Source organism: Variovorax sp. 05L425 (assembly GCF_056397705.1).
Map to the genome: position 1 here is coordinate 59,267 of NZ_JBFTNY010000014.1, position 26,603 is coordinate 85,869.

General features: G+C 63.4%; 27 protein-coding genes and 2 pseudogenes. 17 read left to right on the forward strand and 12 right to left on the reverse strand.

Annotation, left to right across the window (positions count from 1 at the left end; translation table 11 throughout):
* Positions 1-57 precede the first annotated feature (57 nt).
* Together AC1DN9_RS16895 and AC1DN9_RS16900 are read left to right on the forward strand one after the other, a co-directional pair.
* Complete coding sequence (locus AC1DN9_RS16895) at positions 58-786, forward strand: cytochrome c oxidase assembly protein (RefSeq protein WP_478102154.1); 729 nt, start codon at positions 58-60, stop codon at positions 784-786.
* Positions 783-1,295 carry a CopD family protein gene (locus tag AC1DN9_RS16900; RefSeq protein WP_478102156.1) on the forward strand — a complete coding sequence of 171 codons (513 nt, stop codon included), beginning with the start codon at positions 783-785 and terminating at the stop codon, positions 1,293-1,295. The genes AC1DN9_RS16895 and AC1DN9_RS16900 overlap by 4 nt, the downstream gene beginning before the upstream one ends.
* Here AC1DN9_RS16900 and AC1DN9_RS16905 read toward each other — a convergent pair.
* On the reverse strand, positions 1,259-1,768 hold the full coding sequence (locus tag AC1DN9_RS16905) for a DUF2231 domain-containing protein (RefSeq protein ID WP_478102157.1): 510 nt from the start codon (positions 1,766-1,768) through the stop codon (positions 1,259-1,261). The two genes, AC1DN9_RS16900 and AC1DN9_RS16905, sit on opposite strands and share 37 nt — an antisense overlap.
* A gap of 30 nt (positions 1,769-1,798) precedes the next feature.
* Between AC1DN9_RS16905 and coxB the strand changes: the two genes are divergently transcribed.
* The 6 genes and pseudogenes from coxB to AC1DN9_RS16935 all read left to right on the forward strand — a co-directional run bounded on the left by coxB (position 1,799) and on the right by AC1DN9_RS16935 (position 8,330).
* A complete protein-coding gene (coxB, locus tag AC1DN9_RS16910) occupies positions 1,799-2,518 on the forward strand; it encodes a cytochrome c oxidase subunit II (RefSeq protein ID WP_478102159.1) in 720 nt (239 codons plus the stop codon).
* The gene (gene ctaD, locus AC1DN9_RS16915; protein WP_478102161.1) at positions 2,515-5,052 is read left to right on the forward strand and encodes a cytochrome c oxidase subunit I; all 2,538 of its coding nucleotides are present in this window, start codon (positions 2,515-2,517) and stop codon (positions 5,050-5,052) included. The genes coxB and ctaD overlap by 4 nt, the downstream gene beginning before the upstream one ends.
* Positions 5,049-5,387, forward strand: a complete 339-nt coding sequence (locus AC1DN9_RS16920) for a hypothetical protein (protein WP_478102163.1) — start codon at positions 5,049-5,051, stop codon at positions 5,385-5,387. Before ctaD ends, AC1DN9_RS16920 begins: the two co-directional genes overlap by 4 nt.
* 4 nt (positions 5,388-5,391) lie before the next feature.
* A complete protein-coding gene (locus AC1DN9_RS16925) occupies positions 5,392-6,717 on the forward strand; it encodes a ferredoxin reductase family protein (protein ID WP_478102165.1) in 1,326 nt (441 codons plus the stop codon).
* 126 nt (positions 6,718-6,843) lie between these two features.
* A pseudogene (locus AC1DN9_RS16930) lies at positions 6,844-7,383 on the forward strand (IS110 family transposase); the annotation flags it as partial.
* A 134-nt stretch (positions 7,384-7,517) separates the two neighbouring features.
* Complete coding sequence (locus AC1DN9_RS16935) at positions 7,518-8,330, forward strand: IS1634 family transposase (protein ID WP_478102371.1); 813 nt, start codon at positions 7,518-7,520, stop codon at positions 8,328-8,330.
* 512 nt (positions 8,331-8,842) lie between these two features.
* Here AC1DN9_RS16935 and AC1DN9_RS16940 read toward each other — a convergent pair.
* Complete coding sequence (locus AC1DN9_RS16940) at positions 8,843-9,757, reverse strand: tripartite tricarboxylate transporter substrate-binding protein (protein ID WP_478102167.1); 915 nt, start codon at positions 9,755-9,757, stop codon at positions 8,843-8,845.
* A 130-nt stretch (positions 9,758-9,887) separates the two neighbouring features.
* On the opposite strand from AC1DN9_RS16940, the gene AC1DN9_RS16945 reads away from it, so the two are divergent.
* Together AC1DN9_RS16945 and AC1DN9_RS16950 are read left to right on the forward strand one after the other, a co-directional pair.
* On the forward strand, positions 9,888-10,829 hold the full coding sequence (locus AC1DN9_RS16945; protein ID WP_478102169.1) for a LysR family transcriptional regulator: 942 nt from the start codon (positions 9,888-9,890) through the stop codon (positions 10,827-10,829).
* Between the two features lie 94 nt (positions 10,830-10,923).
* Positions 10,924-12,834: a tannase/feruloyl esterase family alpha/beta hydrolase gene (locus tag AC1DN9_RS16950; RefSeq protein ID WP_478102171.1), complete on the forward strand. Its 1,911-nt coding sequence runs from the start codon at positions 10,924-10,926 to the stop codon at positions 12,832-12,834.
* Between the two features lie 673 nt (positions 12,835-13,507).
* Here AC1DN9_RS16950 and AC1DN9_RS16955 read toward each other — a convergent pair.
* Both AC1DN9_RS16955 and AC1DN9_RS16960 read right to left on the reverse strand, forming a co-directional pair.
* Positions 13,508-13,966: a DUF2442 domain-containing protein gene (locus AC1DN9_RS16955; protein ID WP_478102173.1), complete on the reverse strand. Its 459-nt coding sequence runs from the start codon at positions 13,964-13,966 to the stop codon at positions 13,508-13,510.
* A 38-nt stretch (positions 13,967-14,004) separates the two neighbouring features.
* Positions 14,005-14,490: a hypothetical protein gene (locus tag AC1DN9_RS16960; RefSeq protein WP_478102175.1), complete on the reverse strand. Its 486-nt coding sequence runs from the start codon at positions 14,488-14,490 to the stop codon at positions 14,005-14,007.
* 211 nt (positions 14,491-14,701) lie between these two features.
* On the opposite strand from AC1DN9_RS16960, the gene AC1DN9_RS16965 reads away from it, so the two are divergent.
* On the forward strand, positions 14,702-14,833 hold the full coding sequence (locus tag AC1DN9_RS16965) for a hypothetical protein (protein WP_478102177.1): 132 nt from the start codon (positions 14,702-14,704) through the stop codon (positions 14,831-14,833).
* A gap of 154 nt (positions 14,834-14,987) precedes the next feature.
* On the opposite strand, the gene mazF is transcribed toward AC1DN9_RS16965, so the two are convergent.
* The 3 genes from mazF to AC1DN9_RS16980 all read right to left on the reverse strand — a co-directional run bounded on the left by mazF (position 14,988) and on the right by AC1DN9_RS16980 (position 16,628).
* Entirely contained in the window at positions 14,988-15,329 is a 342-nt protein-coding gene (gene mazF, locus AC1DN9_RS16970) for an endoribonuclease MazF (protein ID WP_478102373.1), read from the reverse strand.
* The gene (locus AC1DN9_RS16975; protein ID WP_478102179.1) at positions 15,326-15,559 is read right to left on the reverse strand and encodes an AbrB/MazE/SpoVT family DNA-binding domain-containing protein; all 234 of its coding nucleotides are present in this window, start codon (positions 15,557-15,559) and stop codon (positions 15,326-15,328) included. The genes mazF and AC1DN9_RS16975 overlap by 4 nt, the downstream gene beginning before the upstream one ends.
* 334 nt (positions 15,560-15,893) lie before the next feature.
* On the reverse strand, positions 15,894-16,628 hold the full coding sequence (locus AC1DN9_RS16980) for an SDR family NAD(P)-dependent oxidoreductase (protein ID WP_478102180.1): 735 nt from the start codon (positions 16,626-16,628) through the stop codon (positions 15,894-15,896).
* A gap of 114 nt (positions 16,629-16,742) precedes the next feature.
* Here AC1DN9_RS16980 and AC1DN9_RS16985 point away from each other — a divergent pair.
* Positions 16,743-17,099: pseudogene (locus AC1DN9_RS16985) on the forward strand (winged helix-turn-helix transcriptional regulator); the annotation flags it as partial.
* Positions 17,100-17,562: 463 nt separating this feature from the next.
* Here AC1DN9_RS16985 and AC1DN9_RS16990 read toward each other — a convergent pair.
* Entirely contained in the window at positions 17,563-18,516 is a 954-nt protein-coding gene (locus AC1DN9_RS16990) for a LysR family transcriptional regulator (RefSeq protein ID WP_478102182.1), read from the reverse strand.
* A 162-nt stretch (positions 18,517-18,678) separates the two neighbouring features.
* Between AC1DN9_RS16990 and AC1DN9_RS16995 the strand changes: the two genes are divergently transcribed.
* From AC1DN9_RS16995 to AC1DN9_RS17010, 4 genes are all read left to right on the forward strand, one after another.
* The gene (locus tag AC1DN9_RS16995; RefSeq protein WP_478102184.1) at positions 18,679-19,281 is read left to right on the forward strand and encodes an NADPH-dependent F420 reductase; all 603 of its coding nucleotides are present in this window, start codon (positions 18,679-18,681) and stop codon (positions 19,279-19,281) included.
* 3 nt (positions 19,282-19,284) lie between these two features.
* Entirely contained in the window at positions 19,285-19,497 is a 213-nt protein-coding gene (locus tag AC1DN9_RS17000; protein WP_478102185.1) for an SRPBCC family protein, read from the forward strand.
* A 143-nt stretch (positions 19,498-19,640) separates the two neighbouring features.
* The gene (locus AC1DN9_RS17005) at positions 19,641-19,802 is read left to right on the forward strand and encodes a hypothetical protein (protein ID WP_478102187.1); all 162 of its coding nucleotides are present in this window, start codon (positions 19,641-19,643) and stop codon (positions 19,800-19,802) included.
* 45 nt (positions 19,803-19,847) lie between these two features.
* Positions 19,848-20,642, forward strand: a complete 795-nt coding sequence (locus AC1DN9_RS17010; protein WP_478102189.1) for an SDR family NAD(P)-dependent oxidoreductase — start codon at positions 19,848-19,850, stop codon at positions 20,640-20,642.
* A 552-nt stretch (positions 20,643-21,194) separates the two neighbouring features.
* On the opposite strand, the gene AC1DN9_RS17015 is transcribed toward AC1DN9_RS17010, so the two are convergent.
* Positions 21,195-22,451 (reverse strand): porin, encoded by a 1,257-nt coding sequence (locus AC1DN9_RS17015; RefSeq protein WP_478102191.1) that lies wholly within the window; start codon positions 22,449-22,451, stop codon positions 21,195-21,197.
* A gap of 299 nt (positions 22,452-22,750) precedes the next feature.
* Between AC1DN9_RS17015 and AC1DN9_RS17020 the strand changes: the two genes are divergently transcribed.
* Positions 22,751-23,809 carry a LacI family DNA-binding transcriptional regulator gene (locus AC1DN9_RS17020; protein ID WP_478102192.1) on the forward strand — a complete coding sequence of 353 codons (1,059 nt, stop codon included), beginning with the start codon at positions 22,751-22,753 and terminating at the stop codon, positions 23,807-23,809.
* Between the two features lie 141 nt (positions 23,810-23,950).
* On the opposite strand, the gene AC1DN9_RS17025 is transcribed toward AC1DN9_RS17020, so the two are convergent.
* The 3 genes from AC1DN9_RS17025 to AC1DN9_RS17035 are packed head-to-tail and all read right to left on the reverse strand — an operon-like array spanning position 23,951 to position 26,490.
* Positions 23,951-24,949 (reverse strand): phosphotransferase family protein, encoded by a 999-nt coding sequence (locus AC1DN9_RS17025; protein WP_478102194.1) that lies wholly within the window; start codon positions 24,947-24,949, stop codon positions 23,951-23,953.
* A gap of 9 nt (positions 24,950-24,958) precedes the next feature.
* A complete protein-coding gene (locus AC1DN9_RS17030) occupies positions 24,959-25,927 on the reverse strand; it encodes a C-terminal binding protein (protein ID WP_478102196.1) in 969 nt (322 codons plus the stop codon).
* A 2-nt stretch (positions 25,928-25,929) separates the two neighbouring features.
* Positions 25,930-26,490 (reverse strand): fumarylacetoacetate hydrolase family protein, encoded by a 561-nt coding sequence (locus tag AC1DN9_RS17035; protein WP_478102198.1) that lies wholly within the window; start codon positions 26,488-26,490, stop codon positions 25,930-25,932.
* Positions 26,491-26,603: the final 113 nt, after the last annotated feature.

Below are 26,603 nucleotides of genomic sequence, written 5' to 3' on the forward strand. Positions count from 1 at the left end.
CTCAAAGGCGGCCGCCGCATCACCTGCGAGGCCGAAATCGGGGGAAAGGGTGGTCTTGTGACGCCGGATTTCGCAATCGCCTACTGCGGCCCCGCGCCGGTCCCTGCGGACCTTTGGACGCGCTGGAATACGGACCCGCTGCTGCTGGCGGCGCTCGTCGCGTTGTCAGTGATGGTTGCCCGCGGCAAATCGTCCGACGCGCGTGCAGGCTGGACCGCGATCGGACTGATGTTCATCGTCTTCGTCTCGCCGCTTTGCGCGCTGTCCTCGGCGCTGTTCTCGGCGCGGGTGTTCCACCACATGCTGCTCGTCGCCGTCGTCGCGCCGCTGCTGGCTCGGGCCTTTCCGGTGCGGCGCGCGGGCTCTCCGGCAATCGCCATGCTGGTCGCTGCCCACACTGTCGTGCTGTGGCTCTGGCACGCACCCGGGCCCTATGCCTGGGGTCTTGCGAGCGTGCCGGCCTATTGGCTGATGCAGCTTTCGCTCCTGGGCAGCGCATGGCTGTTGTGGCGGGCCGTCCTGTCGACCACGACGCCGACCGGCCCCGCATTGATGGCGCTGGTCGCGACGATCGCGCAGATGGGCCTTCTCGGCGCGCTGATCGTCTTCGCTTCGGTGCCGCTGTATCCGGTGCACATCGCGAGCACGGTGTCCTGGGGCTTCACGCCGATCGCCGACCAGCAGCTCGCGGGTCTCTTGATGTGGGTGCCCGCGATGCTGCCCTATCTCGGCGTGGGGCTCTGGCTTGCATGGTCCAGCCTTCGACCCAGCGAGCCCGCCCTGTGACGACCTTTCTCAAGTTTGCCCATCTCGCTGCAATTGCAGTCTGGTCGGGAGGGCTGATCGTCCTGCCGTTTCTGTTCTGGCAGCGCAAGGGGCTCGCGCAGGGTGGAGACCTCGACCGCCTGCACCGCATCACGCGACTGGTCTATGTGGAGATGACGTCGCCCGCCGCATTCATCGCCATCGGCACCGGCACGGCGCTCATCTTCCTGCAGGCCACCTTCGTGGAATGGTTCACCGTGAAGATGGTGCTGGTCGGTCTCATGGCCATGCTGCACGTCGTGGCCGGCCTGGTCATGCACCAGCTGTTCATGCCGAAGGGCCACTTCGGCCGCTTCTCATTCGTGGCGCTCACCGTCGCCTATGTGGTGCTGATTGCCGCGATCCTTTGGGTCGTGCTGGCCAAGCCTCACATCGACTCGAACATGTTCGCGGCGCACCTGTTCGAGCCCGGCGGGCTCTCGCGTTTGTGGCATCAGTCCTTCGGCGACACAAGGATGCCGATGCCATGATCGAACACCAGCTTGCCGCCGTGCCAGCCGGCGAAGCCCACCATGACCGAAGCGATGGCCGACAGCACCAGGCCGTGCGGCAAGACGGATGCGGGGTCGGTCAGTCGCAGGCCCCAGCTGGCACCGGCGATCGCGACCAGCGTCATTGCAGCGACGGCATGCGACCAGCTGGCCTCATGCAAGCGAATACCGCGGACAAGCAGAAGTTCGCCGGTGCCGACGATGCTCGCGGCCACGCCACTCCAGAACGCCATGCCCGACGCCCACACACCTGCGCGCAGCCAGAAGACGTCGCCCGACCACCAGTACAAGACATCGACACCGAGTGTCGCGACCACGAAGGCGACCGGAAAATGCACCAGCATCACGTGGATCGGATGACCGATCACCGCGACGGCCGAGCCGACATCGAGCCGTTTCAGTTCCAGGAGAACTTCGCTCTGGGACGAAGTGCCGTCGCTCTTGCTCGCCATGCTTCTTCTCCTTTGCAGCGGATGCAGTCAATGCAGTCGATCGGCGGTCATCGTAGCGTCTTGCGCGCAGCGCTCCAAGCCGGATCGTTGGCCGCCTTGTCGGGCTGCAGCGGACCGCTGTCGACACTCGATCCTTCCGGGCCGGCCGCCGCATCCATCGCCACGCTCTGGTGGGTGATGCTGATCGGCTCCGCCGTTCTCTTCCTGCTCGTCGTCGGGATCTTCATCCAGGTCATCAGGCGCCCGGGATGGGGCTCCAGTGTCCCGCCGATGCGCTGGATCGTGCTGGGTGGCCTCGTGCTGCCTGCGATCGTCCTGCTGCCGTTGCTGGCTTACGGCCTTGTGACTGGCGAACGTTTGCTGCCTCTGCCGGGCAGCGCGCCGCCGCAGCGCATCGAGGCGGTGGGAGCGCAATGGTTCTGGACCTTCCGCTATCCCGAGCACGGCGGCGCCGAGACGCGCAACGTCCTGCTTCTGCCCGCGGGCCAGCCGGTCGACATGGTGGTGACGAGCAAGGACGTGATCCATGCCTTCTGGGTGCCGCGCTTCGCCGGCAAGATCGACGCAGTGCCCGGTCGGACCAATCGGCTGCGCATCCAGGCCGACCAGCCCGGCCGCTACGAAGGGACCTGCGACGAGTTCTGCGGCCTCGGCCATGCGGGCATGCGCTTCGTCGTCATCGTCCATCGACCGGAGGACTTCTCCGCGGCTCTGACACAGGCGCTCGAAGCACCGGAGGCGAAGAAATGAGTGGATCCGTCAACCCGCAACCGCAAGGTGCGCAGGCACTGCGGCTGCATCGCCAGTTGAGCCGGATATGGGCCACGGGGCCGGGATGGCAGCGGCTCGCCGCAGTCAACCACTCGGTCCTTGGAATGCGGATGTTCCTCACGTCCTTCGTGTTCTTCCTCATCGCAGGCGTGCTGGGCATGCTGACCCGGGTGCAGCTTGCAACGCCGCATTCGGGCTTCCTCGACGCCGAGACCTACAACCAGGTCTTCACGGTGCACGGGTCGATGATGCTGTTCCTCTTCGCGATTCCGATGGTGGAAAGCTTCGCGGTCTACCTGACGCCGAAGATCCTCGGCACGCGCGACTTCGCCTTTCCGCGGCTGACTGCCTACGGCTACTGGTGCTATCTCTTCGGCGCCTCGATCGTCACCGTCTCGCTGGTCCTGGGCGTTGCGCCCAACAGCGGATGGTTCATGTACACGCCGCTGAGCTCCAACGTCTTCACGCCGGGCGTGAACGCCGACATCTGGTTGCTCGGCATCACCTTCGTCGAGATCTCGGCGCTGTCGCTCGCCATGGAGATCACGGTCTCGATCCTGAAGATGCGCGCGCCGGGCATGTCGCTCGACCGCATGCCGATCTTCGGCTGGTACATCCTCGTGACGGCGCTGATGATGATCATCGCCTTCCCGCCGCTGATCCTGGGCTCCATCCTGCTGGAGCTCGAACGCGCCTTCGGCCTGCCCTTCTTCGACCCGACGCGCGGCGGCGACTCGCTGCTATGGCAGCACCTGTTCTGGCTGTTCGGCCATCCGGACGTCTACATCATCTTCCTGCCGATGGCCGGCGTGCTGTCGACGATGATCCCGGTCTTTGCCAACCGGCAACTGGTGGGCCATCGCGCGATCGTGGTCGCCATCATCGCGCTGGCCTTCCTGAGTTTCGGGATCTGGGTGCACCACATGTTCACGGTGGGCATCCCGCACCTGGCGCTCGCCTTCTTCTCGGCCGGGTCGGCCATTGTCGCGGTGCCGACTGCCGTGCAGGTGTTCGCATGGCTCGCAACGCTCTCGCACGGCAAGCCGCGCTGGGGCGTGCCGATGCTCTACATCTTCGGCTTCTTCTTCATCTTCGCGATGGGCGGACTGACCGGCGTGATGCTCGCAATGGTTCCCTTCGACTGGCAGGCGCACGACACCTACTTCGTCGTCGCCCACATGCACTACGTCGTGGCCGGAGCGCTCGCATTCCCGATGATGGCCGCGCTCTACTACTGGCTGCCGCTGGTCACCGGGCGCACCGCGGTGCACCGCCTGTCGGTGCCTGCGTTCTGGCTGATCTTCATCGGCTTCAACATGACCTTCTTCCTGATGCACCTGACGGGCCTGCTGGGCATGCCGCGACGCATCTACACCTATCGCGGCGACGAAGGCTGGAACTGGCTCAACCTGTTGTCCTCCGTCGGAGGCTTCGTGATGACGATCGGCTTCGCCCTGCTCCTCATCGACCTGGTGGTGCAGCTGCGCTACGGGCGCCGCGTGCGTCGCGACCCCTGGAAAGCCACGACCTTCGAATGGGCGATGGCGCTTCCGCCGGCACCGTATGCGTTCGCCTCGATCCCGCACGTGGGTCCGCAGACCGAAGACCTCCCAAAGAGCGAGCTTGCCATCTCGCTCGCACGCGGCGAGGGCTACCTTGGATTCGCGCGCAACGGCTGGCAGGAGGCGCTCGGCGTGCACATCACGAGCGGCAAGCCAGACCAGTTGATCGTGCTGCCGAATCCGACCTACCTCCCGCTGGTCACCGCCATCATCACGGGCGGCGTGGTGCTGGGATTCCTGTTCAAGGCCTATTGGCTCTCGCTCGCGCTGGCGCTGGTCACGTTTGGCCTGTTCGTCTACGCGGGCAGTCGCGCGGGGCTGCCGCGCGACTACGGCCCGCTGCCGGTCGGGCTCGGCGTCGAAGTGCCGCCGCACACCGAAGTGGCAAGCACACCGTCTTACCTGGCGCTGGTCTGCGCCCTCTTCGCCAACGGCACGCTGTTCACCTCGCTGGTGTTCGGCACCTTCTATCTCTGGCTCGCCGGCGGCGACTGGCAGAAGATGACGCCGCCCACGCCGAGCTGGCCGCTCGCCTTCGGCGCCATCGCCTGTCTCATCGTCGCGGCATTCTCTACGCGCGGCTCGCTCAAGGTGCTGACAACCAGCGGCAAGGCGTCGGGCTGGATGGCACTCACCGCCATCGCGCTGATCGCGGCCGTCGCAGCGGTCGTGGAGATGATCCTGGGCGTCACGCCGCATCCGCGCGAGCATGCGCTCGGCGCGACGGCCTCGGTGCTGCTGGGCTATGTCGCCTTCCATGCGGGCGCCGGACTGCTGTTTCTCTTCAGCAACTTCCAGCGCATTCGCAACGGGTACGTCTCCCAGCGGCGCTCCAGCGACCTGCGCCTGACGCAACTCTGGGTCCACTACACGCTGGTCACGGGCATCATCGCGCTGGGCCTGGTGCTTGCGTTGCCGACGCTGGTGACGGTGCTCGGGGGACGGCCATGAACAACGTGATCGTCCCGCCCCGCCGCATCTGGTGGCTCGCGGGCGGCTTCGGCGTATGGTGCCTTGCCCTGTCGGTGCTCTACGCGCTGCATGCCATCGGCTGCGCCTTCGGCTGGTCGGCCGACGCCCTCCGCTGGAGCCTCGTCATTGTGTTCATCGCGCACCTGCTCGTGATCGGGTGGATGTGGCGCAACTTCGCCAGAGGTGCGCCGGACGCAGGCTCCGGCAACACCGGAAGCTTTCTTCACGAGGTCATCGTCTGGACGACCATCGTGGCCTTCGCCAGCACCGTGCTGGTCCTCGGCCCGCCGCTGCTGCTCACGACGTGCATTTGAATTTATGACGAACCGCGATCTGCTGCGAAAGGCCGTCTGGGCCGTCGTCTACCTGCTGTTCATCCTGGCGCCCATGCTCGCGCTGCTGACGGGCACGCTGCCGCCGAGCCGCGATTTCTGGACCGAGTTCTCGGTAGGACTCGGCTACACCGGCCTCGCGATGATGGGCCTCCAGTTCGGGCTCACCGCGCGGTTCAGGTACGTCACCGATCCCTGGGGCGAAGACGTCATCTACCACTTCCATCGCCGGATCTCGCTGATCGCCGTGGGCCTGGTGGTGGTGCATCCGCTCATCCTGATCGCGGCCGGCTCGGACAAGCTCGCGACGCCCGAGACGCTCAGCGACGTGCCGATGGGCGCGGTCTTTGCGGTGCTGTCGCTCGGCTCGGTCATCACGCTGGTGATCATGGCGCTTTGGCGCGTCCGACTGAGGATCAGCTACGAGTTCTGGCACATCACCCACATCCTGCTCGCGCTCATGGCCATCGGCGGCGGATTGCTGCACATGGTGGGCTGGGGCTTCTACCTGGTCGATCCCATGAAGCGCGCCCTCTGGATCGGCATGACGATCTTCTGGATCGCGCTGCTGGCGTACGTACGTATCGTGAAGCCACTCTTCATGCTGCGCCGGCCTTACCGCGTGACGGAAGTTCGCCAGGAGCGCGGCGATACGACGACCCTGGTGATGAAACCCGAAGGCCATGCGGGATTCCGCATCCGGCCCGGCCAGTTCGGCTGGCTGACGCTGTGGGGCAGCCCTTTCAAGATCACGGGCCATCCGTTCTCCTTCTCGTCGAGTGCCGAGGCTTCCGACGGCCGCGTCGAGATGACGATCCGCAAGCTCGGCGACTTCACGAACGAGATTGCCAAGGTTCCGGTCGGCAAGCGCATCTATCTCGACGGGCCCTACGGCGCCTTCACCACCGGCAACCCGGCGGACATGCACGTGCTCATTGCGGGCGGCATCGGCATCACGCCGATGATGAGCATCATCCGCACGTTCGCCGATCGCGGCGACAAGCGACCACTGATCCTGATCTACGGCAGCAAGGACTGGGAATCCGTGACCTTCCGCGAGGAACTGGACGAACTGTCGAAGCGCATCGACCTGAAGGTGGTTCACGTGCTCACGAACCCGCCCGAGGGCTGGGCCGGGGAGAGCGGCCGCATCACCGTCGAAGTGTTCAAGCGCCACCTGCCGCAGCACCATGCGGACCACGAGTACTTCATCTGCGGACCGGACATGATGCTCGACGCGATCGAAGCGGCGCTCGGCGAGATGAAGGTGCCGCTGGCCAAGTACCACTCGGAACGCTATAGCTTTGTCTAGAAGACATGATGGTCGCTCCATAGGCGAAGGAAGGCCCGTCTCCGGTATCGTGGACTGCGCACTCTGAGAGTGTGCCGAGCCACATGCGGCGGGTTTCCCCAGCCGCAAACCGTATGGAGACGGGCCATGAACGAGATTATCAAGTTCTTCGTTGGTCTGGATGCGCACAAGGACAGCATCGCCGTTGCCGTGTGTGAAGCTGGGCGAGAGCCGAGCCGTTTCGTGGGCACCCTCGGGCCTGACGTGCAGGGGGTGCTCAAGACGCTGCGCAAGTACGGTCCGGCGCGGCAGGTGAGCGTGGTCTACGAAGCCGGGCCCACCGGCTACGGGCTGCATCGAGAACTGACTCGGCGCGGCTATCGCTGCGAGATCATCGCGCCGTCCTTGATACCGCGACGCGCGGGCGAACGCATCAAGACCGACCGGCGCGATTGCGCCCGGTTGGCCGAGTTGTCCCGGGCGGGCGAACTCAAGGCCATCTGGGTGCCCGACGAAGCCCACGAGGCGCTGCGCAATCTCTGGCGCGCGCGCGAAGACGCGGTCAACATGCGCTTGAAGGTGCGCCAGCAACTCAAGGCGTTTCTGCTGCGCCAGGACCGACGCTATGCCGGCAAGACGTCCTGGACCAGGATGCATCAACGCTGGATCGCGGATCAGCGCTTTAGCCCGAAGTTCCTGACCGGCCCGTAGTCAGTACGCGGGCGCAAGCCCGCGTGTTTCTTAAGCATGAGCACCCTTGGGGTGCTTTTCTTTGCTTCAATATGTAGTCACTAAATTGACCTTGTAGTTAGCGCAACCTGATCGAGCTCGCTTCGCCCGAGTACCCAGGCGAGCGACTGGTGGCGTGCCGCAACCCCGAGCTGGCCAAGCTGCGTGCGCACAAGCGCCAGGAGCTGCTGGCGGCCACCGAAAAGAATCTGCGCACGATCAAGGAGCGCGTCGACGCGGGCAAGCTCGCTGGCGCCGATGCGATCGGCCTGCGCGTGGGCAAGGTGGTCAACCAGTACAAGGTGGCCAAGCACTTCGAGCTGGCCATCGGCGACAACAGCTTCACGTTCGCGCGCAAGCATGACGCGATCGCGGCCGAGGCCGCGCTGGACGGCATCTACATCATCCGCACGTCGCTCGATGCGCAGCGCATGGAGGCGGCCGACTGCGTGCGCAACTACAAGGCACTGGCCAACGTGGAGCGCGCGTTTCGCTCGCTCAAGACGGTGGACCTGAAGGTGCGCCCGATCCACCACCGCACCGCAGACCGCGTGCGCGCGCACATCCTGCTGTGCGTGCTGGCGTACTACGTCGAGTGGCACATGCGCGAGGCGTGGCGCGAGCTGCTGTTCGCCGACACGGACCAGCAGGCCAAGGCCGAGCGCGACCCGGTGGCGCCGGCCAGGCGATCCATGAGGGCACTGGACAAGGTCGCCAGCCACACGCTCGATGACGGCACGCCCGCGCACAGCTTCTCGACCTTGATGGCCGAGCTCGCCACGATCGTGCGCAATACCTGCCGCACGCCCAGCACCGGATCCGACGCGCCGACCTTCGACATCGTCACCACGCCCAGCGGCAAGCAGCGCCAAGCGTTCGAGCTGCTCCAGCAGATCCGGCTGTAGACAGAAAGCCGAACCCCAAACTCATGCCAAGTGCTTGTCGCACAAGGGCAAGCTCGTGCGGCGGCTACTGGAACTTCGGGCTAATGACGAGCGCCGGTTCGCCGCAAACATTCTTCCAGCTGATCGCGATCCCGCTGTTTGTGGGTGCTGTGGCACTGTTGCTCGTGCGAATCGCGAGTCGCGAGGTGACACCGCGCTTCGCCGGCGCTGTTGGGAGTTGACTACCGGAACGCGATTGGCCCTGGGTTGTTGAGCCTGCTGCCTTGGGGGCATGGGGGCGCGATGCTCGCTGCCGTCTTCATCGGTTCCCCAAGGATCCCCACCCCCCAAACCCTTCGGGCCCTTATTCCGCCGGTTAAAAGGGGCAGATGTGCTTGAAGGGCATGGTGTCCCTCAGGTTCGCGGAACAGCCGGTGCGCCATGTCCTTGCTGATGTTCGCCTCGCCGGCGAAGCTGCGCACGCTCGTTTGCTTGGCAGGGCGGCTCTGCAGCGCTTGGTTCAACAAGTCCGCTCAATCCAGAGCGAGGCCGGTCAGCTGAATCAGTTCGGCCCACTTGCCAACCTCGTTTCGGATGAATGCGTCATAGCGCTCGGGAGATGAGCTCACGACATCAACGCCGATATTTGATTCCTCCACGCGCATGGAGCCGTTCATAGCTATGCACGCCGCATCGAGCAATGCGTCGACCCGCGATGCGGGCGTTCTCCGTGGCACGGACAGCCCGGCCCAGGCATTGGCCTCGAAGCCGGGAAACCCGCACTCGCTCACGGTGGGGACCGAATCGAGGACCTCAATGCGCTGGAGACTGCTCACCGCGAGCGCACGCACGCGTTGCCGTCGGATCCATGGCAGTGCCTGGTCGGGATTGGTGAACATGAGCGGCACACGGCCGCTCAACACCTCGTTGAAGGCAGGCGCCCCTCCCTGGTAGGGCACGTGGACCATGTCGATGTTCGCGCGTTGCTTGAGCATTTCCATGGCGAGATGACCCGACGATCCGTTACCCGCGCTCGCATACGCCAGCCGGCCCGGATGATCGCACGCTTCGATGACAAGTGCCACCAGGCTTCGGGCCTGCAGCGAGGGATGCACGACAAGCACGTTCGTGGTGGCCGCGACCTGCGTGACATGGATGAAGTCGGTGCGGATGTCGATGATGCGTTCCGGGTGGAGCGCTTGACGGACGGCATCGCCGGACGACGACAGCAGTACAGTGTTTCCATCGGGTGCCGCGCGAGCGACGAATGCCGCGGCAATGGCGCCTCCCGCGCCCGGCCGGTTCTCGACGATCACCGGCCTCCCGAGTGGCGGCTCCATGTCCCGGGCTAACCGACGTGCGAGCAGGTCCGAGGAGCCGCCCGGTGGTGCGCCGACGACGAGACGGACGATGCTCGTGCCGGCTGCCCAGGCGTTGGACGCCCGCACCACGCCCGCCGTGACAAGGCCCAGCAGTGTGACAACCGCCGCGCGGCGCCGCAGCCCGCCGTGTCGACGAGTGTGCGTTAGGCCTACGATTGGGGCCGTTGCATCCAACCCCTGATTCCCAATCTTTTCCATGCGAGAGACAGCCTCGGTTCTTCTCAATCGAATACTGACGCGCGGCAAGTTCCGCCACATCCAGGTCCTCCTCAAGGTGGCGGAGTTGGGCAGCGTCCAGCGCGCCGCCGATCAGATCGGGATGGCGCAGCCCAGCGTAACGCAAACCCTCGCCGGCTTGGAAAGCCTGCTGCAGACAAGGCTATTCGAACGACATGCGCGCGGTGTGCGTCCGACCCCAGCCTGCCTTGACCTGCTTCCGATCGCGCGTCAGTTGATGCAGGGCGCTGCGGAAAGCGCAGAGATCGTCTTCGCGCGGCAGGACGAAGGCGCGAGCGTCGTCCGGGTCGTGGCCTCCGCCTCTGCGATGAACGGGATTCTGTTGAACGCGCTGCCGGCCTTCTGCCGCGCATCGCCGGCGATCAGGATCCAGATCCGCGAGGCGGAAGGCGACGATCTCCTTCTGGCCATGACGCGAGGCGAGGCCGACGTTGTGGTCTGTCGGCGGCCCGCCGTGCTTCCTGACGGCTGGTCGTTCATTCCCGTGCAGGACGACCGGCTGGCGGTGATCTGCGCGGCAAGCCACCGCCTGGCGGCGATCAGCCGCGTCACGTGGCGGCACGCATGGCGTGAACGATGGTTGCTGTCGCCTGCGGGCTCGATCGCGCGGCAGGTGTTCGACGGCCTATGCGAACAGGCGCCCGCAGACGTCGGCACCCATCCGGTCGTCACGCGCAGCCACACGTTGATCCGTCGGCTGCTCGAGGAGGAAGGGTTGCTCGGTTTCGTGCCCTGGAGTTTCGTGCGCGACCTGCTGGACGCTGGCGCGATCGTAGAGTTGCCGCTGCCCGGAGTACCGCCGATGCCCGGGCTCGGCGTGCTCGCGCGGCAAGGCGATCTGCGCGACTCCTCCTTGCGCATGCATCGCTTCTTGGCTGACATCTCGAATCACCAGCCATAGGCAATTCGAATAGCTCGCTTCCATTTCTGATTTGTCACCTGTTTGCGCATCGCGAACACTCCGCGGACCCCTTCAATTCATACACAGGAGACAGATGAAATACGAAGCATCGGCCCGATGGGGCCTGAACCGCGCTGTGCTGCCCACGCACAGGACATGGAAGCTGCTGGCGACGGCGACCCTCGCGGGCACGATCGCGGCCTGTGGCGGCGGCAACGGCGCCGGATTTCCCATTGTCACTTCGCCCACGACAGCACCGGCGCCCGTTACAACAACACCGCCGGTCGCGACGAAGCTCGCCTGCGACAACTCGATCGCCACCAACTTCAAGCCCGACGCCAACACAACAGTGCTTGTCGTGCATGCGTTCAAGGCCGGTGACCCGATCGCACTCTCCGGCACGCCGGCGACTCCGACGCCACCGATCGCAGGCGTGGACATGTGCTTCGTCAAGCTGCTCGTCGGTCCCGGCAACCCCGGACCCGCCAGTGCTCCGTCGACTTCGGCAGGCATCGGCATCGAGGTGTGGCTGCCTGCGCCGTCGGCGTGGAACCACGTCATTCGCGCGATGGGCAGCGGTGGCTGGGCCGGTGGAGCGCACGCCGACCCGACGCAGATCGGCTCGCGCGCCCAGTTCCTGCCGGCCGTCAACAAGGGCTACGTCATCTCGGCATCCGATCATGGCCACGCGCTGCTCAACAACGGCTCTTTCGCGATGAACCCCGACGGCACCATCAACACAGTGCTCTGGCAGGACTTCGCGGAGCGCAGCCTTCACGAGATGGCCGTGAAGACCAAGGCGCTCGCCACGGCCTACTATGGCCAATCGCCAGCTTATTCCTACTGGGATGGCTTCTCGACGGGTGGACGCCAGGGCTTCAAGCTGGCCCAGAAGTATCCGAACGACTTCAACGGCATCCTGGCCGGCTCCCCGGCCTTCAATTGGACAAACTTCATCACGGCCGAGCTCTATCCGCAGGTAGCGATGCAGCGCGAACTGGGCGCGCCGATGGCCGCGTCGAAGATCGCCCTTGTCAGCGGCGCGGCTGTCAAGTCGTGCGACACGCTGGGCCTGGGCTTCCTGGCTGATCCGCTGCAATGCAGATACGACCCGACCAAGGACGCGAACGTGCTGTGCGCGGGCGTAACCGGCAACGGCGTGACGGGCGCCAGTGCCAATGCGTCGTGCGTCAACCTTGCCGAAGCACGCGCAATCAGCCAGATTTGGTACGGACAAACCGTCACAGGCACTTTTCCCGATCCCTCGGTAGACAACGGCGCTGGCCCCACACAAGGCAGTCCCGATCAGCTTTGGTGGGGACTGACGCGTGGGACCAACCTGGCCCTGTCGTTGGCCGGCACGACGCCGTTCCCGATCGCAACCGACCAGGTGGCGCTGGAGCTTCAGGATCCATCCTACGCGGGCTCCACTTTCACGAATGCAACAGGCAACGGAACCAGCCGGTGGAAGTCGCTCGACTATGCAGCGCTGGCGGAAGCATCCGCACGAGGCGTCGCATTGCAAGACGCGTTCAGCAACATCAACACGGACAATCCAGATCTCGGCGCGTGGCGGGATGCGGGCGGAAAGATACTGACCTATCACGGCCTGGCCGACGACAAGATCATGCCCCAAGGTTCGCTCAACTACTTCTCGCGCGTTGCGGCAACGATGGGCGGAACGTCAGCCGTGCAAGCCTTCGATCGACTGTTTCTGATTCCCGGCCTCGCACACGACAGCACCTTCTCGACGAGCGCGTCAATAGATCCGTCCACCAACGCGAACCTCGCCGGCGCCAAGGTGCCTTTGCCGCAGTACGTCAACGGGCGCGACGAACTCTTCCTGGCCTTGCGCAACTGGGTGGAGCAAGGCATTCCACCGAACCGTATTGAAGTGAGCTCGGCGGACGGCAGCATCGCCATGCCGCTGTGCCTGTATCCGCAGAAGGCGACATATGCGGGGACTGGGTCGGTCAAGGCGGCTGCCAGTTACACCTGCCAGTAGTCGCGAACAGCTCGACCGCAGTCAAGATTTCACTGAAGACGGCATTCGGGCAAGCCGTCGGGCTTGCCCTCTCCATTGGCTGCGTAACGTGCCTGCTCGGTGAACACCGACAGCATCATGCTCAAATCGGCGCGCAGGATAGATGTCCGCAGCCGACTGCTTAACCGCCGGGGGGGGAAAGATGCCGAAGACCTTTGCTTCACCTCGACGAGATAATCTGGCAAGCGCTGCGGTCCGGGTACGCCGCAACGATCCGGCGAGCGGCTGCTTCCGGTTGAGCTGCGGACATAGGACTTCAGGGCGCCAACTTCGGCATCGGGCCCTGACCGCCATCTCTCGACATTTGGAAGCAGCCGTTGACATGCCCCGACGCCCATGCCAATCCAATGCCGCTGCGTCCGACCACTGCCCTGCCCCATATGTCCTCACGGACGAAGGTCAAGTTCCGAAGTAGACCAGCCGGTCGCGAAGAAAGGCGCGGATGTCAGCTTTCAACGCTCGCCGTCGTTGGGCGTAGAAATTCGATCGGCAGCAACCAGTCTTCTTGAAACATTCGCTCCCGGGGTCCTGCGCGCGTTGGGACCGATAAGGGCGCGTTATCGCCTACCTGCCCCGCCGCGCAGTGTCGCCCTGTCCCAGCGCTGGCACGATTGGCGTCCGCTCCGGGGTGTCGTCACGTAATCGAATCGGCGCGCGGAAGCACTGCCTCCCAGCCGCGGCATGCCGGCCCAACGGTGCATGGCACCGGCTTCTTACCGCTGCGGTAGTAGGCGAGCATGCGACGAGACAGGCCAAGCGCTTCCGCGGCCGCGTCGAGCGTCATCTCGTGCCGCGCCATCCAGTTCCAAATGAACTCATGCGAGTACCCGCCCGCCTGTTCGATCGCCCGGGAGCGCAGGTTGTCCGCTGCGAGTTCGAGTCGGTCGTCATCGGCCCAGATCACGCTACCGCCCCTTTCGCCTACCTTTGCCGTCGCGAACACGGCGGGGTCGGACAAGCGAGCCAGCGGACGATGCTTGCGGATGACCGGCTTCAGATCGACCTTGAAGACAGCTCCGTCCGCGAAGCTCAACCCGAGGATGCCTCGAGCCACTGGCGTGATCGAAGTGAGAGTGAAGTGCTTCGTTGTCATGGGTCAAGTTCCCTGCCGTTGCCAGGCACCGGTCCTGGCTACGCAGCATGCTTGAGTTGCGGACAGGCGAACCGCTCGAGCCTTGCAAGCAGACTGCGCAGTCGATCCGCTACGGTCGCATGCAGTTCCCTGAACCTGGGATCTAGCACACCTTCGTCGAGGGACGTCGTCTCGATCAGGCAATCGATGACCTGGTTGAGGCGAACTCGGGCGTCCAGTTCGACTTCATCCTCGAGCAAGGGTCTGACAATCGCTTCGCGCAACGCATCGCCGCGCATCAGTGTGTTTTGAACCGACAGGACCAGCTCGCCTTCGGCATCCACGTGGATGTCTCCGAGCGCCACGAACGTGACCCGTTCCTGACCCGTCCTGTCCGTCGTCCGCAGCACTTCACCTTCCTTCGGCGCAAGGGCAAAGTGCGGAAGTTGCCACTCCGATCGCGCGATCGCGGTGCGATTGAAGACGTCGGAATTGGTTGCGGTGACGGTGGTGTCGTTGACGGTGGCGGTGGCGGTTTGCAGCATCGAGGGCTAGTTCCTTGAGTTTTCGAAGGCCTCGATGGTCTTCAAAAAATGAAAAAGCTCCAAAAAAACTTGTTGCTGCTGAGCTACTCCGGAGTTTTGGAGAAAACTCTTCGACGTGATAGCTGCGCGCGATCATCCCTTCGGCCCGTCCGCACCGATCTCCTCGTCCGGCTGAGTTGCTCGCAGTAGCCATAAGCCGAGGAACTTGGCCATGGTGTTGACCATTTTCAAGGTCGCGCACAACTACTGCTTACCGGACTCGAAGGGCAAAATGCCCGCGATGAAGCTCGGACTTGCCAAGGGGCCGGTGGCGCTGGAAGACATTTTGCACTTCTCTGGCTAACTCATGCCGTTCTGAGGTGGTTGCGTTGGGCATGACGTTCATTCCGTAGCCGTCAGCATATCGTCAGTGCGCGTTCCACGCAGAAGCGATGCGTCGCCTTCAAAGAAATCAGGGCAGGTTGAACAGCCGCCCCGCCCAATCAGGTTTTCGCTGCTCAGGGCAGCAGAAGCTTCACTTTCGCGCTCACGTCCAGTGTGCACTGCGTCGTGACTGAGGCGAACTTCGAGGCATTGCGAGAGCGCCAATCGAGACATCGCACTTGGTCAGTCAAGGCAACTCCAGTGACCTTGCCCGAGGACGGCGTGACCGGCACTTCGAAGGGATAGCCCTTCGCCTGGTTGGTGACCGGGCAGCAGAGCATTAAGCCGCTCTTTCCGTTGTACGTCGCCGGTGAGAGCACCAGAGCGGGACGGCGACCCGCCTGTTCATGCCCCGCTTGGGGGTCGAAGTCTAACCAGACAACATCGCCACGGCCTGGGACGTACGCACCCGTCACCAAGCTTCAACCCCTACCGCCGGCCCTTCCAGCGCCAAACCATGATGGTTTTCCGGCGTCATCTTCGCCAGCAGGTCTTCGAGGCTTTCGGTCGCCGGCTCGATGACCAGCCTACCCCCTTCAACCCGCAGCTCAAGACTCTGGCCGACCTGCATACCGGCGTCTTTCAGCGCCGGAGCAGGGACACGCACAGCGGCGCTGTTTCCCCACTTTTGAACTTCAACACGCATGTTCCTCTCCTTGCAATGTAGATACATTGTAGATACCTTTGGCGCCGAATGCAAGCTCCCTCGAGGGCATGCTGATTAGCCTCGTCACGTAGTGATGCTCCCGTCGGACCATCCGACGGGTAGCAAGTTACGTGAGGCAACAGCTCAGCTCGGGTAGCAATTCCGACGAGTCAATGCGGCGCTCAGCGTCAACTATCTTGAGCGGTGCGGTCGAGCATGATCATTGAGTTGGGGTTGCGCTGCGTTGCCGGCGAGCCGGCAACGCAGCGCGGCGTCGGTACCGCGCCCGACGGGCTCCGAGTATCGAATGGAGTGACCGGCCGGGCGTGGCGCGTCAGATTTGCGCCAGGCCGCCGTCGACGGCGACCTCGCTGGCGGTCATGAAGCTGCTGTCCTGGGACGCGAGAAAGGCAGCCGCCGCCCCGAGCTCCGCCGGATCGGCCATGCGCTGGAGCGGATTCATCGAGGCGAACATCTTCATGCCTTCCTCGCCTAGCGCTGCCTTCGCGAGTTCGGTCGCCGTCGGCCCGGGTGACAGCACGTTGACCCGGATACCGGTGCCCTTCAGGTCCTCCGCCCAAGTTCGCGCGAGGTTGCGCACTGCCGCCTTGCTCGCGCTGTAGACGCTGAATGCCGGGGCGCCCGTGGTGCCGGCGCTCGATCCGGTCAGGATGATCGAACCGCCTTGGCCCATCAGCGGCAGCGCCTTCTGCACCGTGAAGATCGTGCCCTTCACATTGGTGTCGAAAGTCTCGTCAATGTGCTCGGCGCTGATCCCGCCGAGAGCAAGCGGGCTTCCCGCCCCGGCATTGGCGAAGACGATGTCGAGGGTTCCGCGCTCGGCCTTCACCGCCGCGTAGAGTCGGTCGAGGTCGTCCAGATCGGAGACCGAGCCCCTCACCGCGCGGGCATTGGGCCCGAGGTCGGCCACAGCGGCGTCGAGAGCTTCCTGCCGGCGGCCGAAGATGAAGACGAAGGCGCCCTCCTCAATGAAGCGCTTTGCCGCCGCGAGGCCGATGCCGGTAGCGCCGCCAGTGATCACAGCGGTCTTTCCATTCAGTCTGGTCATGTCATGAATCCTTAGTTGGAGTTGCAGGGAAGCTGAATAAATGCTTGCCTGAGGACAACTATGGAGTTCTGATAACCTGTTGACAAGTATGCACTTTTTGGTAAGTATCAAAAAATGACGATGCCTTCTCAAATCTGCGATACGGGCTGCGGGCTCAACGCGACGCTCCGCGTCATCTCGGGCAAGTGGAAACCGCTGATCCTGTTCTTTCTGCGCGACGGCCCAAAGCGCTATGGCGAGCTCAAGCGCTTGACACAAGGCGTCAGCGACAAGGTTCTGATCCAGCAATTAAAGGATCTGGAGGCCGATCGTGTGCTGGCGCGGACCGACTACAGGGAGGTGCCGCCGCGCGTGGACTACACGCTGACGCCGCTCGGTCGCAGCTTGGCCAACGCGATCGTCCCGCTGTGCACCTGGGGAACCGAGAACGCGGCGGAAATGGCAAGCATCTTCGCCAAGCACGACACCTTGCTACCACAGGGTGCTGAAAAGCCGCTGAGACGGACGCCCCTCCAGTCCTGGGAGGACGGCACGTCGGATACGTCGATCAAACTGTCAAGATGACGCTGACGGGCTATAACAAGTTGGACTTGAAGCGGGAGCGCACGCGCGGCCGGCTACCAGGCGCGATAGCGCCCAGCTTTCTGCCTTGCGCGTCTATTCGCGCTTGAAGCCGTGATGGACAACAGCGGCCTGCATTCGGCGGCTCCTGTTTTCGCGTGAAAACGAGCAGACCTGATTCCTCGCCCAGAAACTCCCGAACCAAGCGGCCGGCGCGATCCCGGCTCACACGCGGAGCAAGAGGTGCAGCCGTGTCTGGTAGCCGCGTCGGCTTTCGAGTAGGCTGTCGAAGCATCGACCGATTCAAGTTAAGAGCACCCCGTGGTCGGCTGAGACAAGTGCTCGCGTATCGGGGTCGGATTTAGACGCAGACTCAGCCGTCGGTCTCAAATGCGCCTGCCGATCCCGAGCCAGTCGGGACGACTCGGCCTTGTTGCCAAAGGGCCTTCAACTGGTCGACGAACCATTTTCCGGCAGGCCCTGGAGGCGCCGAGGCGCGATGGAATGCGGACATCGTCAACATGAAACCCGTTAAGGGCATCTCGTCCACATCCAGGGTGACCAACGTTCCGGCAGCGACATCCTTTTCGATCATGTGCCAGGGCATGCCGCCCCACCCCACGCAGTCTTTGAGAAAGGCATGTTTCGTGGACAGATCCGCCAGTCGCCAAGTCATCGGCGACGCAACGGCGAAGTCCCGACCGGCCGTGAGGTCGGATCGGTCGGTGAGCACCAGTTGGACGTGCTGCGCCAGTTCGCGCCGCGGCACGCGTCCCCCAAACTTCGCGAGGGGATGACATGCCGAAGCAACCGCGATCAACGGCAGTTCGCCCAGTCGCTCGCTGACCAACGTCGGGAAGGCGCGCGGCAAGGGAGGAAGGACACCCAGGCTACATCGGCCGTCCAGAACCGGTTGATATGCCGCGCCCAAAGCTTCGACAAAAAGCCGAAGCGGCGTCAACGGGAACTGGGTCGCGAACGCTTTCGCGACGGCGCTGACGACGCCGGTAGGGAAGAACACATCGATCACGACGGATAGCTCTGCCTCGACGCCGGACGTCATGAGCTTGGCGCGAGCCTTCAGCGTGTCCACGCTGGAGACGATGTTGCGGGCGTCCGCGAGCAACAGCACGCCCTCTGCCGTGAGCTTCGGGAATCGGCCCGAGCGATCGAAGAGCACCACGCCGATCTGGTCTTCCAGCCCACCGACCCAGCCGCTCACGGCGGACTGAACACGGTTCAGCTTTCGAGCCGCCGCCGAGAAGCTCCCCTCGTCGACCGCAGCGATGAAGGTTCTGAGCTGATCCAGAGAAACACCATCGAGCATGCACACCCCTTCCATCTCGAATGGAGATGAATTGCATCTCAATATACCGTCTTCTCAGATGCCCCGGCCGTCGCCACCATTGGTAGCCAAGCAGCAAGGGGCGTAGGCAACAGCAGCCAGTTCGGCATCGCTCACGGCCGGTCCCCCAACAAAGGAACCTCCATGACTTATTCCATCATCGGCAGCGGCAGCGTCGGCAAGGCCCTGGCCAGTCAATTTGCCCGTCATGACATCACCGTCGGTATCGCCAACAGGCGCGGGCCGGACTCGCTGGTGGCAATTGCCCAAAAGCTCGGCAACTCGGTGGCTCCGATGACGCTTGCGCAAGCGCTCGAGGCCGACGTGATTGTCCTCGCGGTTCCCTTCGAGTCGCATCGCGACGTCGCCGAGGCCGCCACGACGTGGCATGGCAAGGTCGTCATCGACGCCACCAACGCCTATGGCGTGCCGCTGTCCGACCTGGACAACTTGCCGTCTTCGGCGATCGTGGCGAAGGCAATGCCCGGAGCGAAGCTCGTCAAGGCGTTCAACCATCTGCCCGCAGGCGTGCTCGCCCAGGAGGCCGGCACTGCCGCTGGTCGTCGGGTGATCTTCACGTCGAGCGACGATGAAGGCGCGAGCGCGACGGTGGCCGCCTTGCTCGAACGTCTCGGCTACGCGCCAATCAGTCTCGGAAAGATCGCGGAAGGCGGGCAACTCGTTCAGGCGCGGGACAAGAGTTGGGCGCCCCTCATTTTCCAAGACCTGTTCAAGCCGGCGAACTGAACTATGTACGACCATGTCATCTGGCCCAAGCGTTACGACCCGAGGACGTCGGCGATCTACGCACTCAACGACATCGACGTGAAGGCACCGCCTGAAGTCGTGTGGCAACTGCTTGTCGATACCGAGCGCTGGTCCGACTACTTTCCTCCCGAAGATCAAGTCAGGATTCTGTCCGGCGAGACCGCACTGGGACTCGGCACCCACACAGCCGGGTAACGGTGGGTTTTCCGATGAACCTGATCGTGACGGAGTGCGCGCCCTTTCGCAGGCTCGCGTGGGCGACGACGGTCGACGGCGACAAGACCGGTTCGAGCGCATACCACGGCTGGGTCACCACCTAGACGGAAGCCGGTTGCCACGTGCTGACTGAAGAGACGCAACAAGGCGTCTTCTTCCTCGATGAACTCGGACGCAAGCATCCCGGCGCGCTCTATCGATACCACCAGGACTGGGTGGAACGCCTCGCCCATGCCGCCGAAGCCGAAGTCGCGAAGAAGGCTGCTTTGACGACGCTGTCTTGAAACCTGAGCGTGCAGCAACGCGCTCGCATCACCAAAGAGAAACTCATGAAAATCGAACTCAAGGGCCGCAAGGCCATCGTGACGGGATCCACAGCAGGCATTGGTCGCGCGATCGCCGAGGGACTCGCACGTGCAGGCGCATCGGTCGTCATCAATGGGCGCGGGGAAGAGCGCGTCGCCACCGCGTTGCGCGAACTTCGTGCGCTGCTGCCTGACGCCGACTTCGTGGGCGTGGTCGCCGACCTGTCGACGCCCGAAGGCGCAGCAGCGCTCGCGGCTCAGGTCAACGAGGCAGACATTCTTGTCAACAACGCAGGCACCGCCCATCCCAATGGCTTCTTCGAACAGGAAGACAGCGAATGGCTGGACCTGTTCCAGCTCAACGTCATGAGCGGTGTGCGCGCCGCGCGGCACTACATGCCCGGGATGGTCAAGCGCGGCTGGGGCCGAGTCGTGTTTATCAGCAGCGAGTCCGGGGTCGCGATTCCGAAGGAAATGATCGACTACGGCATGACGAAGACGGCGCAGCTCGCCGTCTCTCGGGGACTGGCCGAATTGGTCGGGGGCAGCGGTGTCACCGTTAACGCGGTATTGCCAGGGCCGACCCGCTCCGAGATCCTGGGCAACTGGATGAAGTCGACCGCTGAAGAGCAAGGCATCACGCAGGAGGAAGCTGAACAGAACTTCCTGAAGACGATGCGACCGACGACGCTCATCAACCGGTTCACGACGACCGAGGAGGTCGCGAACATGGTGGTCTATGCGTGCTCAGAACAGTCCTCCGGAACGACCGGTGTCGCATTGCGCGTCGACGGCGGCGTCATTCGCGCCATCCCTTGAATTGCCGCGCCTGCTCGCACCACTAGGGACACGCTGATCTATGAGCCACATCGTGCACGCAGAGATCGATCCACGTCGCGCGACGACTTCGACGCGCGCAACGGTAGCGCAAGGGTCTTCGTCGCGACGTTAGAAGCCTCTTTCGAGGCCGTTTTGCACTCCTCAAGACGCACCTCGGCGGCGAAGCAAGCGCTTGATCACAGCTGCTCAGGCTACCGGTGCGACCGATTCATCGCTCCTTCCATATGTCCAAGGGCAAAACGGCCAACCTTCGACAGTTGCCCAGATGCACGCACGAATGCAAGCGATGACGATGCGAGGATCCTGCGCCAAGGGCACATTCTCAATAAAAATCAACATGGCAATCCTTTCCGAGCTGGAGCGTCCTCGACGGTTCTCGTCACCATCACCGGCGATCGACGGGCGCGGAGCGCGCCCAATGGAAGTTCCCCGTCCGATTCCGGCCGAAATGAAGCAGCGATTGCTGACGCCATGCCTGCCGCGGTCATGCCCACTGACATCGGCATGTGCATGGGTACGCCAGCGTGCAAATCAGAAGGCATGACGGATACCCAGGTCGTAGCCCATCGACTTGTTCGGCAGCGCATTGCCGACACTGCCCGGGATCGCGCCGGTGTAGAAGGCCGGGGAACCTGTGACACCCAGAGCAGCGCCACCCTTGTCGTTGATGTACGCAAAGGTTGTGTATAGCGCTGTGCGCTTCGACAGGTTGTGCACGTATCCGATAGCGAACTGGTCAGCCTTCGGTTGCGAAGCGAAGACGCTCACCGGCAGGTTGTTGTACTTCACAGCGGAGTACGACGCCCGGATCAAGCCAACGCCGACTGGAACAGTCACGCCAAACACGCCGCCATTGGCACCGGGCTTCGTGGTACCGAAAGGATTGAACGCGTTGGTCGCATAGGCGGTCTTTTGCTTGTTGTTCGAGTATTCACTGAAGAGTTTGACAACGCCGAGGTCGTAAGAAGCTCCGAGGTTCCAGGTATCCAGGGTGGTCGTGGTACCCGCGTAGTAGTTGGAACTGATGGTGCTCTCGGCATAGGCCAGCGCAAAGTCCAGCGGGCCATTGGTGTAGCCGACGCGCCCACCTACATAACGGCCAGCCCGCGCGTTGTTCGGCGTCAGGGCCAGCGCCGGGTTTGCGACGATCGCGGTGACGCCCGGGGGGGTCAGACCACCCGGGTCGTACGAGACCTGTTCATTGAAGGCATACATGAACTGACCGTAGAAACCACCCAGGGTCGGCGGCAGGAAGTAGCCCACCGAGTTGACGGATCGCACGTAGTTCGGGTTGGACTGGAAGCCGCTGTTGGGAACGCCGAGGGCGGCGCCGCCGCTGGCGGTCGTAATCAAGTTGGTGCCCACGCCGTTGGCGCCGAATGGGTCAAATACGGTGTCGTTCCAGAATGTTGGGCTGAAGTCCTTGCCCAGGCGGACTTCGCCGAAGTTGCCGGAGAGGCTAACCGTCGAGCGACGGTTGAAGCTCAGGCCGCCGCCAGGGGCGGCGCCATTTCCGTTGTCGTTGGTCATGCCGGCTTCGAGCCAGAAGCCGGCAGCCAAACCGCCGCCGAGGTCTTCCGTGCCACGGAAGCCCAGGCGGCTTGAGTTGTAGCCAGAGCTGGTCAAGGCCGTCGCGGTCTTGTTGACGCTCACGCCGAAGGGCGTTTCCGACTGGTTCTTGAAGCCGCTGATTGCGGCGTCCACCACGCCAAATACCGTGACAGACGACTGTGCCGAAGCAGCACCGGCAACAGCCAGAGAAGCTAGGGCAACCAGAGTTTTTTTCATTGCAATTGTCTCCGTTGAGGCTCTAAAGAATCCGATCAGGGTGGCCAGCCCTTGATCGTGGGCGATGAGGTGCGCCGCGGACGATAGAGCTCGCCATCTGGCGGGGTTATCGTCTGTCTATGCTATCGTTAGCATAAATTCTAGAAGAGACATTGCGGGAATGTCAACAGTCTTGATGCACCTTCACTCAAGGTTGTTTGCAGTTTTCTTATGCATCGACGGCTTGGAACGGGAGCAGTTTTGGTTGGCAATCGCCATCCAATATGCTATCGTTAGTGCATTCCTGCACCATCTCTCCCATGGTCACAATCAAAGACATCGCCGCCCGACTCGAGGTCTCCGCTTCCACTGTTGGCCGCGCCTTGGCCGACGACCCCCGCATCAGCTCTGCCATGAAGCAGAAGGTGCTCGAGATAGCGAACGAGATGGGCTATGTCGCCAACCGTGCGGCGCGCATGATGCGCGGGGTCTCCAGCAATTTGGTGGGCCTGGTCGTTCCCGACATCCGCAACAGCTTCTATTCGACGATCGCGCACGCGTTGTCGAAGTGCCTGGAGAGCGCGGATCTTCAATTGACGCTGTCAGAATCCGACGACGACCGCTTGGTCGAGTTGCGCCACATCCGCGAACTCACCAGCGTCAATGTGGCGGGCATCATCATCGTGCCCACGGCCCGGCCGCATCCAGAGTCGGTGCGCCTTCTCAAGATGACGCCACGCATCCAGTTGCTGCGCAGACATGCCTCGCTGGGGGACCATTGGTTTGGCATCGACGACACGCAGGCGATCTTCCAGGCAACCAGGCACCTGGTCGAACTCGGCCACCGGCGCATCGGCTATATCGGCGGCACCACGGACCTTCCTACTGGAGCCGCACGCCTACAAGGGTTTCACAACGCCCTCGCCGGAAGCAAGGCGGCCACGCATGCGCGAGAGGAACTCGGAGTGCCGTCGTCGACGGATTTCGGCCGTGATGCGATACGACGCCTGCTCGCACTGCGCAGCCCACCCACGGCGGTAGTCCTGGGTTCGGTCCAGAACACGCAGGGCGTTCTGGAGGAACTGCTGGCAAGCGGCGTGCACGTGCCCGAACAGTTGTCCGTTGTTGGGTTCGGGGACGAGTTGGGCTTCAGATGGTGGGGACCGGGACTGACGACGATGAGCCTCCCCGTCTCCGAACTGGCCACTGCGTGCGGCCTGTGGTTCATTCATCAGCTGAAACAGAAGTCTGCAGACGCAGCGCCCTACAGCGCTGTCTCGCCGCCGACGCTCGTTGTGCGCGGCAGCACCCGAGGAATGGAGGCAGCGAACGCCAACCGCGCCGAAACGCATCCTCGCCTTTCCTCGCCAACTCGCTGACTGATCATTCCCTCGGCAGGCCGAGAACAATGCTTGCGATCGTTCCCCGTCCATGCCCTTGTCTATCGATCGCACCTCAATGACCTCCCATTGCAAAGTGACGCCTACCGACGCCTCTAGGGCGCGTCGGCACAATCCCGTCTAGAACCAGCGGCGGCAGATGTCACTGAGTTCTTGAGATGGATGCTTGATCAAGCCAACGGCGAAGCCTCTGACCTGATCTTTGTCTTGCTCGTCGGTGATGTACTCGACGGGCGACTTGCCATCGATCCGCGCCAGCAGCAGGCCAGGCAGCAATCGCGCGGCCCGGCGTTGCACTTCGTGCGCAGGCTCCCAACCAACTTGGTCGAGGTAGCCGCGCATCAGTGCCATGAACGCCCGCGCGAAATCAGCGCTGTGCGACGGCACGACAACCGCCTTCAACACAAGATGGTTGAGGCAGAACGCGAGATCAAACGCCGGATCACCATACCAGGCGCATTCCGCGTCGAGAAGCACCGGTCCGCGCGGACCGGCCAGGATGTTCTTCGGGCTCACGTCGCCGTGGACCAGCGCGTGCGTGGTGCCTGCTGTTTGCGCCACCAGCGCCAACAGCGCCGCCGAGACCTCGGGATAGCGTGCCGCCGTGGCGACGAGGTAGGGCTCCAGTCGCAAGGCATAGAAGTTCTCAATCGTGTCGAAGCGCTTGGCCACGTCGATCCGCCAGGCACTTTCCGCGTGGATCGCTCCAAGCACCTTACCCACCGCAGCGGCCAGATCGACGTCGACCTCGCCCGCTAGCAGTTGCTGCTTCCACACCGGATGGTCCTCCGGCTCCAAGTAGGTCATAGCAAACAGGCCTGCTTCCACATCCTGCGCGATGGGCGTCGGCACATTGGCAGGGCAATGTTCCGACACGAATTGCATCCAAGCCCACTCATAGGCATTGCGAGAGACTGGAGCCTCCCACACCTTGGCGACCTTCAGTTGCTGCAGCGCGCGCTTGACGCAAATTGTGCGATCGCCCAAATCGACCTTCCAGATGTCGGAAGACACGCCTCCGGCCAACTCCTGCCAGTGCGCTTTGACGCCAGGTTTTGTTAAGCCTTGGGCTTCGACGAAGTGGACTAGATCGCGGTCCGGCACGGGTGCATTCGACATGGTGTCTCCTTAGCTGCGGCGAACCGGCTGGTTGCGCCCCTCGTGCGGCGCCTGGCCCGACAGGACGCGCACCACCTCCTGGGCAGCGCGACGTCGCAATTCTTCCAACGACGCGTCGGACGAGAATGCGACATGCGGCGTCAACATCGCGCCGGGACTGGATCTCAGTTCGTCCGGCACCAGTGGCTCCGACTCCAGTACGTCCAACCCAACTGCGGACAGACGACCGGACGTAAGGGCCTCAATCACTGCCGCGGTGTCCACAACGGCGCCTCGGCTGACATTGATGAGCAGGCCACCCGGTCGCATCAGGGCTAGCCGCTCGCAGTCGATTAAATGTTTGGTGACCGGTACCAATGGCGCATGCACTACAACGATGTCGCTGTTGCGCATCAGGCTGTCCAGATCCATCGGCTCGACGCCTGGCTGCGGTGTACCCGGAAATGGGTCATAAGCCAGCATCCGGCAGCCGAACGCAGACAGCTTGCGGGCGGTGAGGCGGCCGATGCGCCCGAACCCTACGATGCCGCAGGTCAGGTTGGCGAGTCGCTTGAGTTTCGCGCTCGCTGGGTTCCAGCGTCCGGCCCGAACCTCGCGATCAAAGTGATTCAGACCACGGGTCCAGGACAGGATGAATCCAAGCGCGTGGTCGGAAACCTCTTCCACGCAATAGTCTGGCACGTTCGTTACCCAGACTCCACGGTCGGTCGCGGCCTGCACAGCAATGTTGTCCAGCCCGACGCCCAGGCGGGCCACTATCTCGAGCGGCAGGCTGGACCGGATCGCTTGCGCGGAGACCTCCGCCCAGCACGTCATGATCCCGTGCGGTTGATGCGCGGCGACCAGAGTATCGATGTCTGACACGTTTGATGGCGCGGCCGGGCCACTCACGAGACGCAGGCCCGCAGATTCAATGACCCTGCGCTCGATGGAATCATCGGGCCAGGCGTAGTCAGTCAGCAAAACAGTCTTGGTCATGGTCAATACCTACGATGAGACGAGGGCGAGCCCTCGATGAAACAAATGCGTTGGGCCCCTAGGCCGTCGATGCCTGCTTCCACCACGTCGCCGGGGTGCAAGAAACGACCATGGTGGCTGCCAAATCCAGCCGGGGAACCAGTGCAGATCAGGTCGCCTGGCAGAAGCGCGACATGTCGCGACAGGTAGGCAATCTGTTCGGCAATGCCGAACACCATGTCGTCCGTGCAACCGTTCTGCATGAGCGCGCCGTTGAGACGCAGCCACAGGCGCAGCGCACCGGGATCGCTCACGTTCCAAGAAGGTACGAACCACGGCCCGGCGGGCGGAAGTCCTTCGGCAGCGATGGCCTGCAGGACATGCGTCGAGTTGCAAGCGGCCCGCAAGGGCTCGATCAGTCTCGACCACTGACCCTGAAGCCCCGCCAGATCGAGCTCCCCCGCAAGCCCATGGGTCGAAGCGAGGGCCAGGCAACGATTCAGTCCTAGCGCGCGCGCGCCCGTCGCCAGAGCCAAGTAAGGTCGCTCATCACCTATCGAGGCATTGATCATCACGACGCTCACGCAAGCGCTCCCTCTTGTGCTGACTGGCGGCGTCGCTTCGCTGCGCGCACCGTCTCCCGTGCAACCCAAAATTTGGGTACGACTGTATTCACAGCTTCTCTTGGCAGATGAGC

Excerpts from the sequence above, each read along its gene's own strand:
- AC1DN9_RS16975 (WP_478102179.1), bottom strand. The coding sequence starts at position 15,559 with ATGCGTGTTGAAGTTCAAAAGTGGGGAAACAGCGCCGCTGTGCGTGTC.
- AC1DN9_RS17015 (WP_478102191.1), bottom strand. The coding sequence starts at position 22,451 with ATGAAAAAAACTCTGGTTGCCCTAGCTTCTCTGGCTGTTGCCGGTGCT.
- AC1DN9_RS16945 (WP_478102169.1), top strand. The coding sequence starts at position 9,888 with ATGCGAGAGACAGCCTCGGTTCTTCTCAATCGAATACTGACGCGCGGC.
- AC1DN9_RS16920 (WP_478102163.1), top strand. The coding sequence starts at position 5,049 with ATGAACAACGTGATCGTCCCGCCCCGCCGCATCTGGTGGCTCGCGGGC.
- AC1DN9_RS16960 (WP_478102175.1), bottom strand. The coding sequence starts at position 14,490 with ATGCTGCAAACCGCCACCGCCACCGTCAACGACACCACCGTCACCGCA.
- AC1DN9_RS16955 (WP_478102173.1), bottom strand. The coding sequence starts at position 13,966 with ATGACAACGAAGCACTTCACTCTCACTTCGATCACGCCAGTGGCTCGA.
- AC1DN9_RS16950 (WP_478102171.1), top strand. The coding sequence starts at position 10,924 with ATGAAATACGAAGCATCGGCCCGATGGGGCCTGAACCGCGCTGTGCTG.
- AC1DN9_RS16905 (WP_478102157.1), bottom strand. The coding sequence starts at position 1,768 with ATGGCGAGCAAGAGCGACGGCACTTCGTCCCAGAGCGAAGTTCTCCTG.
- AC1DN9_RS16965 (WP_478102177.1), top strand. The coding sequence starts at position 14,702 with ATGGTGTTGACCATTTTCAAGGTCGCGCACAACTACTGCTTACCGGAC.
- AC1DN9_RS16990 (WP_478102182.1), bottom strand. The coding sequence starts at position 18,516 with ATGCTCGATGGTGTTTCTCTGGATCAGCTCAGAACCTTCATCGCTGCG.
- AC1DN9_RS17020 (WP_478102192.1), top strand. The coding sequence starts at position 22,751 with ATGGTCACAATCAAAGACATCGCCGCCCGACTCGAGGTCTCCGCTTCC.
- AC1DN9_RS16995 (WP_478102184.1), top strand. The coding sequence starts at position 18,679 with ATGACTTATTCCATCATCGGCAGCGGCAGCGTCGGCAAGGCCCTGGCC.
- AC1DN9_RS16925 (WP_478102165.1), top strand. The coding sequence starts at position 5,392 with ATGACGAACCGCGATCTGCTGCGAAAGGCCGTCTGGGCCGTCGTCTAC.
- AC1DN9_RS17025 (WP_478102194.1), bottom strand. The coding sequence starts at position 24,949 with ATGTCGAATGCACCCGTGCCGGACCGCGATCTAGTCCACTTCGTCGAA.
- AC1DN9_RS16980 (WP_478102180.1), bottom strand. The coding sequence starts at position 16,628 with ATGACCAGACTGAATGGAAAGACCGCTGTGATCACTGGCGGCGCTACC.
- AC1DN9_RS17030 (WP_478102196.1), bottom strand. The coding sequence starts at position 25,927 with ATGACCAAGACTGTTTTGCTGACTGACTACGCCTGGCCCGATGATTCC.
- ctaD (WP_478102161.1), top strand. The coding sequence starts at position 2,515 with ATGAGTGGATCCGTCAACCCGCAACCGCAAGGTGCGCAGGCACTGCGG.
- coxB (WP_478102159.1), top strand. The coding sequence starts at position 1,799 with ATGCAGTCGATCGGCGGTCATCGTAGCGTCTTGCGCGCAGCGCTCCAA.
- AC1DN9_RS17000 (WP_478102185.1), top strand. The coding sequence starts at position 19,285 with ATGTACGACCATGTCATCTGGCCCAAGCGTTACGACCCGAGGACGTCG.
- AC1DN9_RS17010 (WP_478102189.1), top strand. The coding sequence starts at position 19,848 with ATGAAAATCGAACTCAAGGGCCGCAAGGCCATCGTGACGGGATCCACA.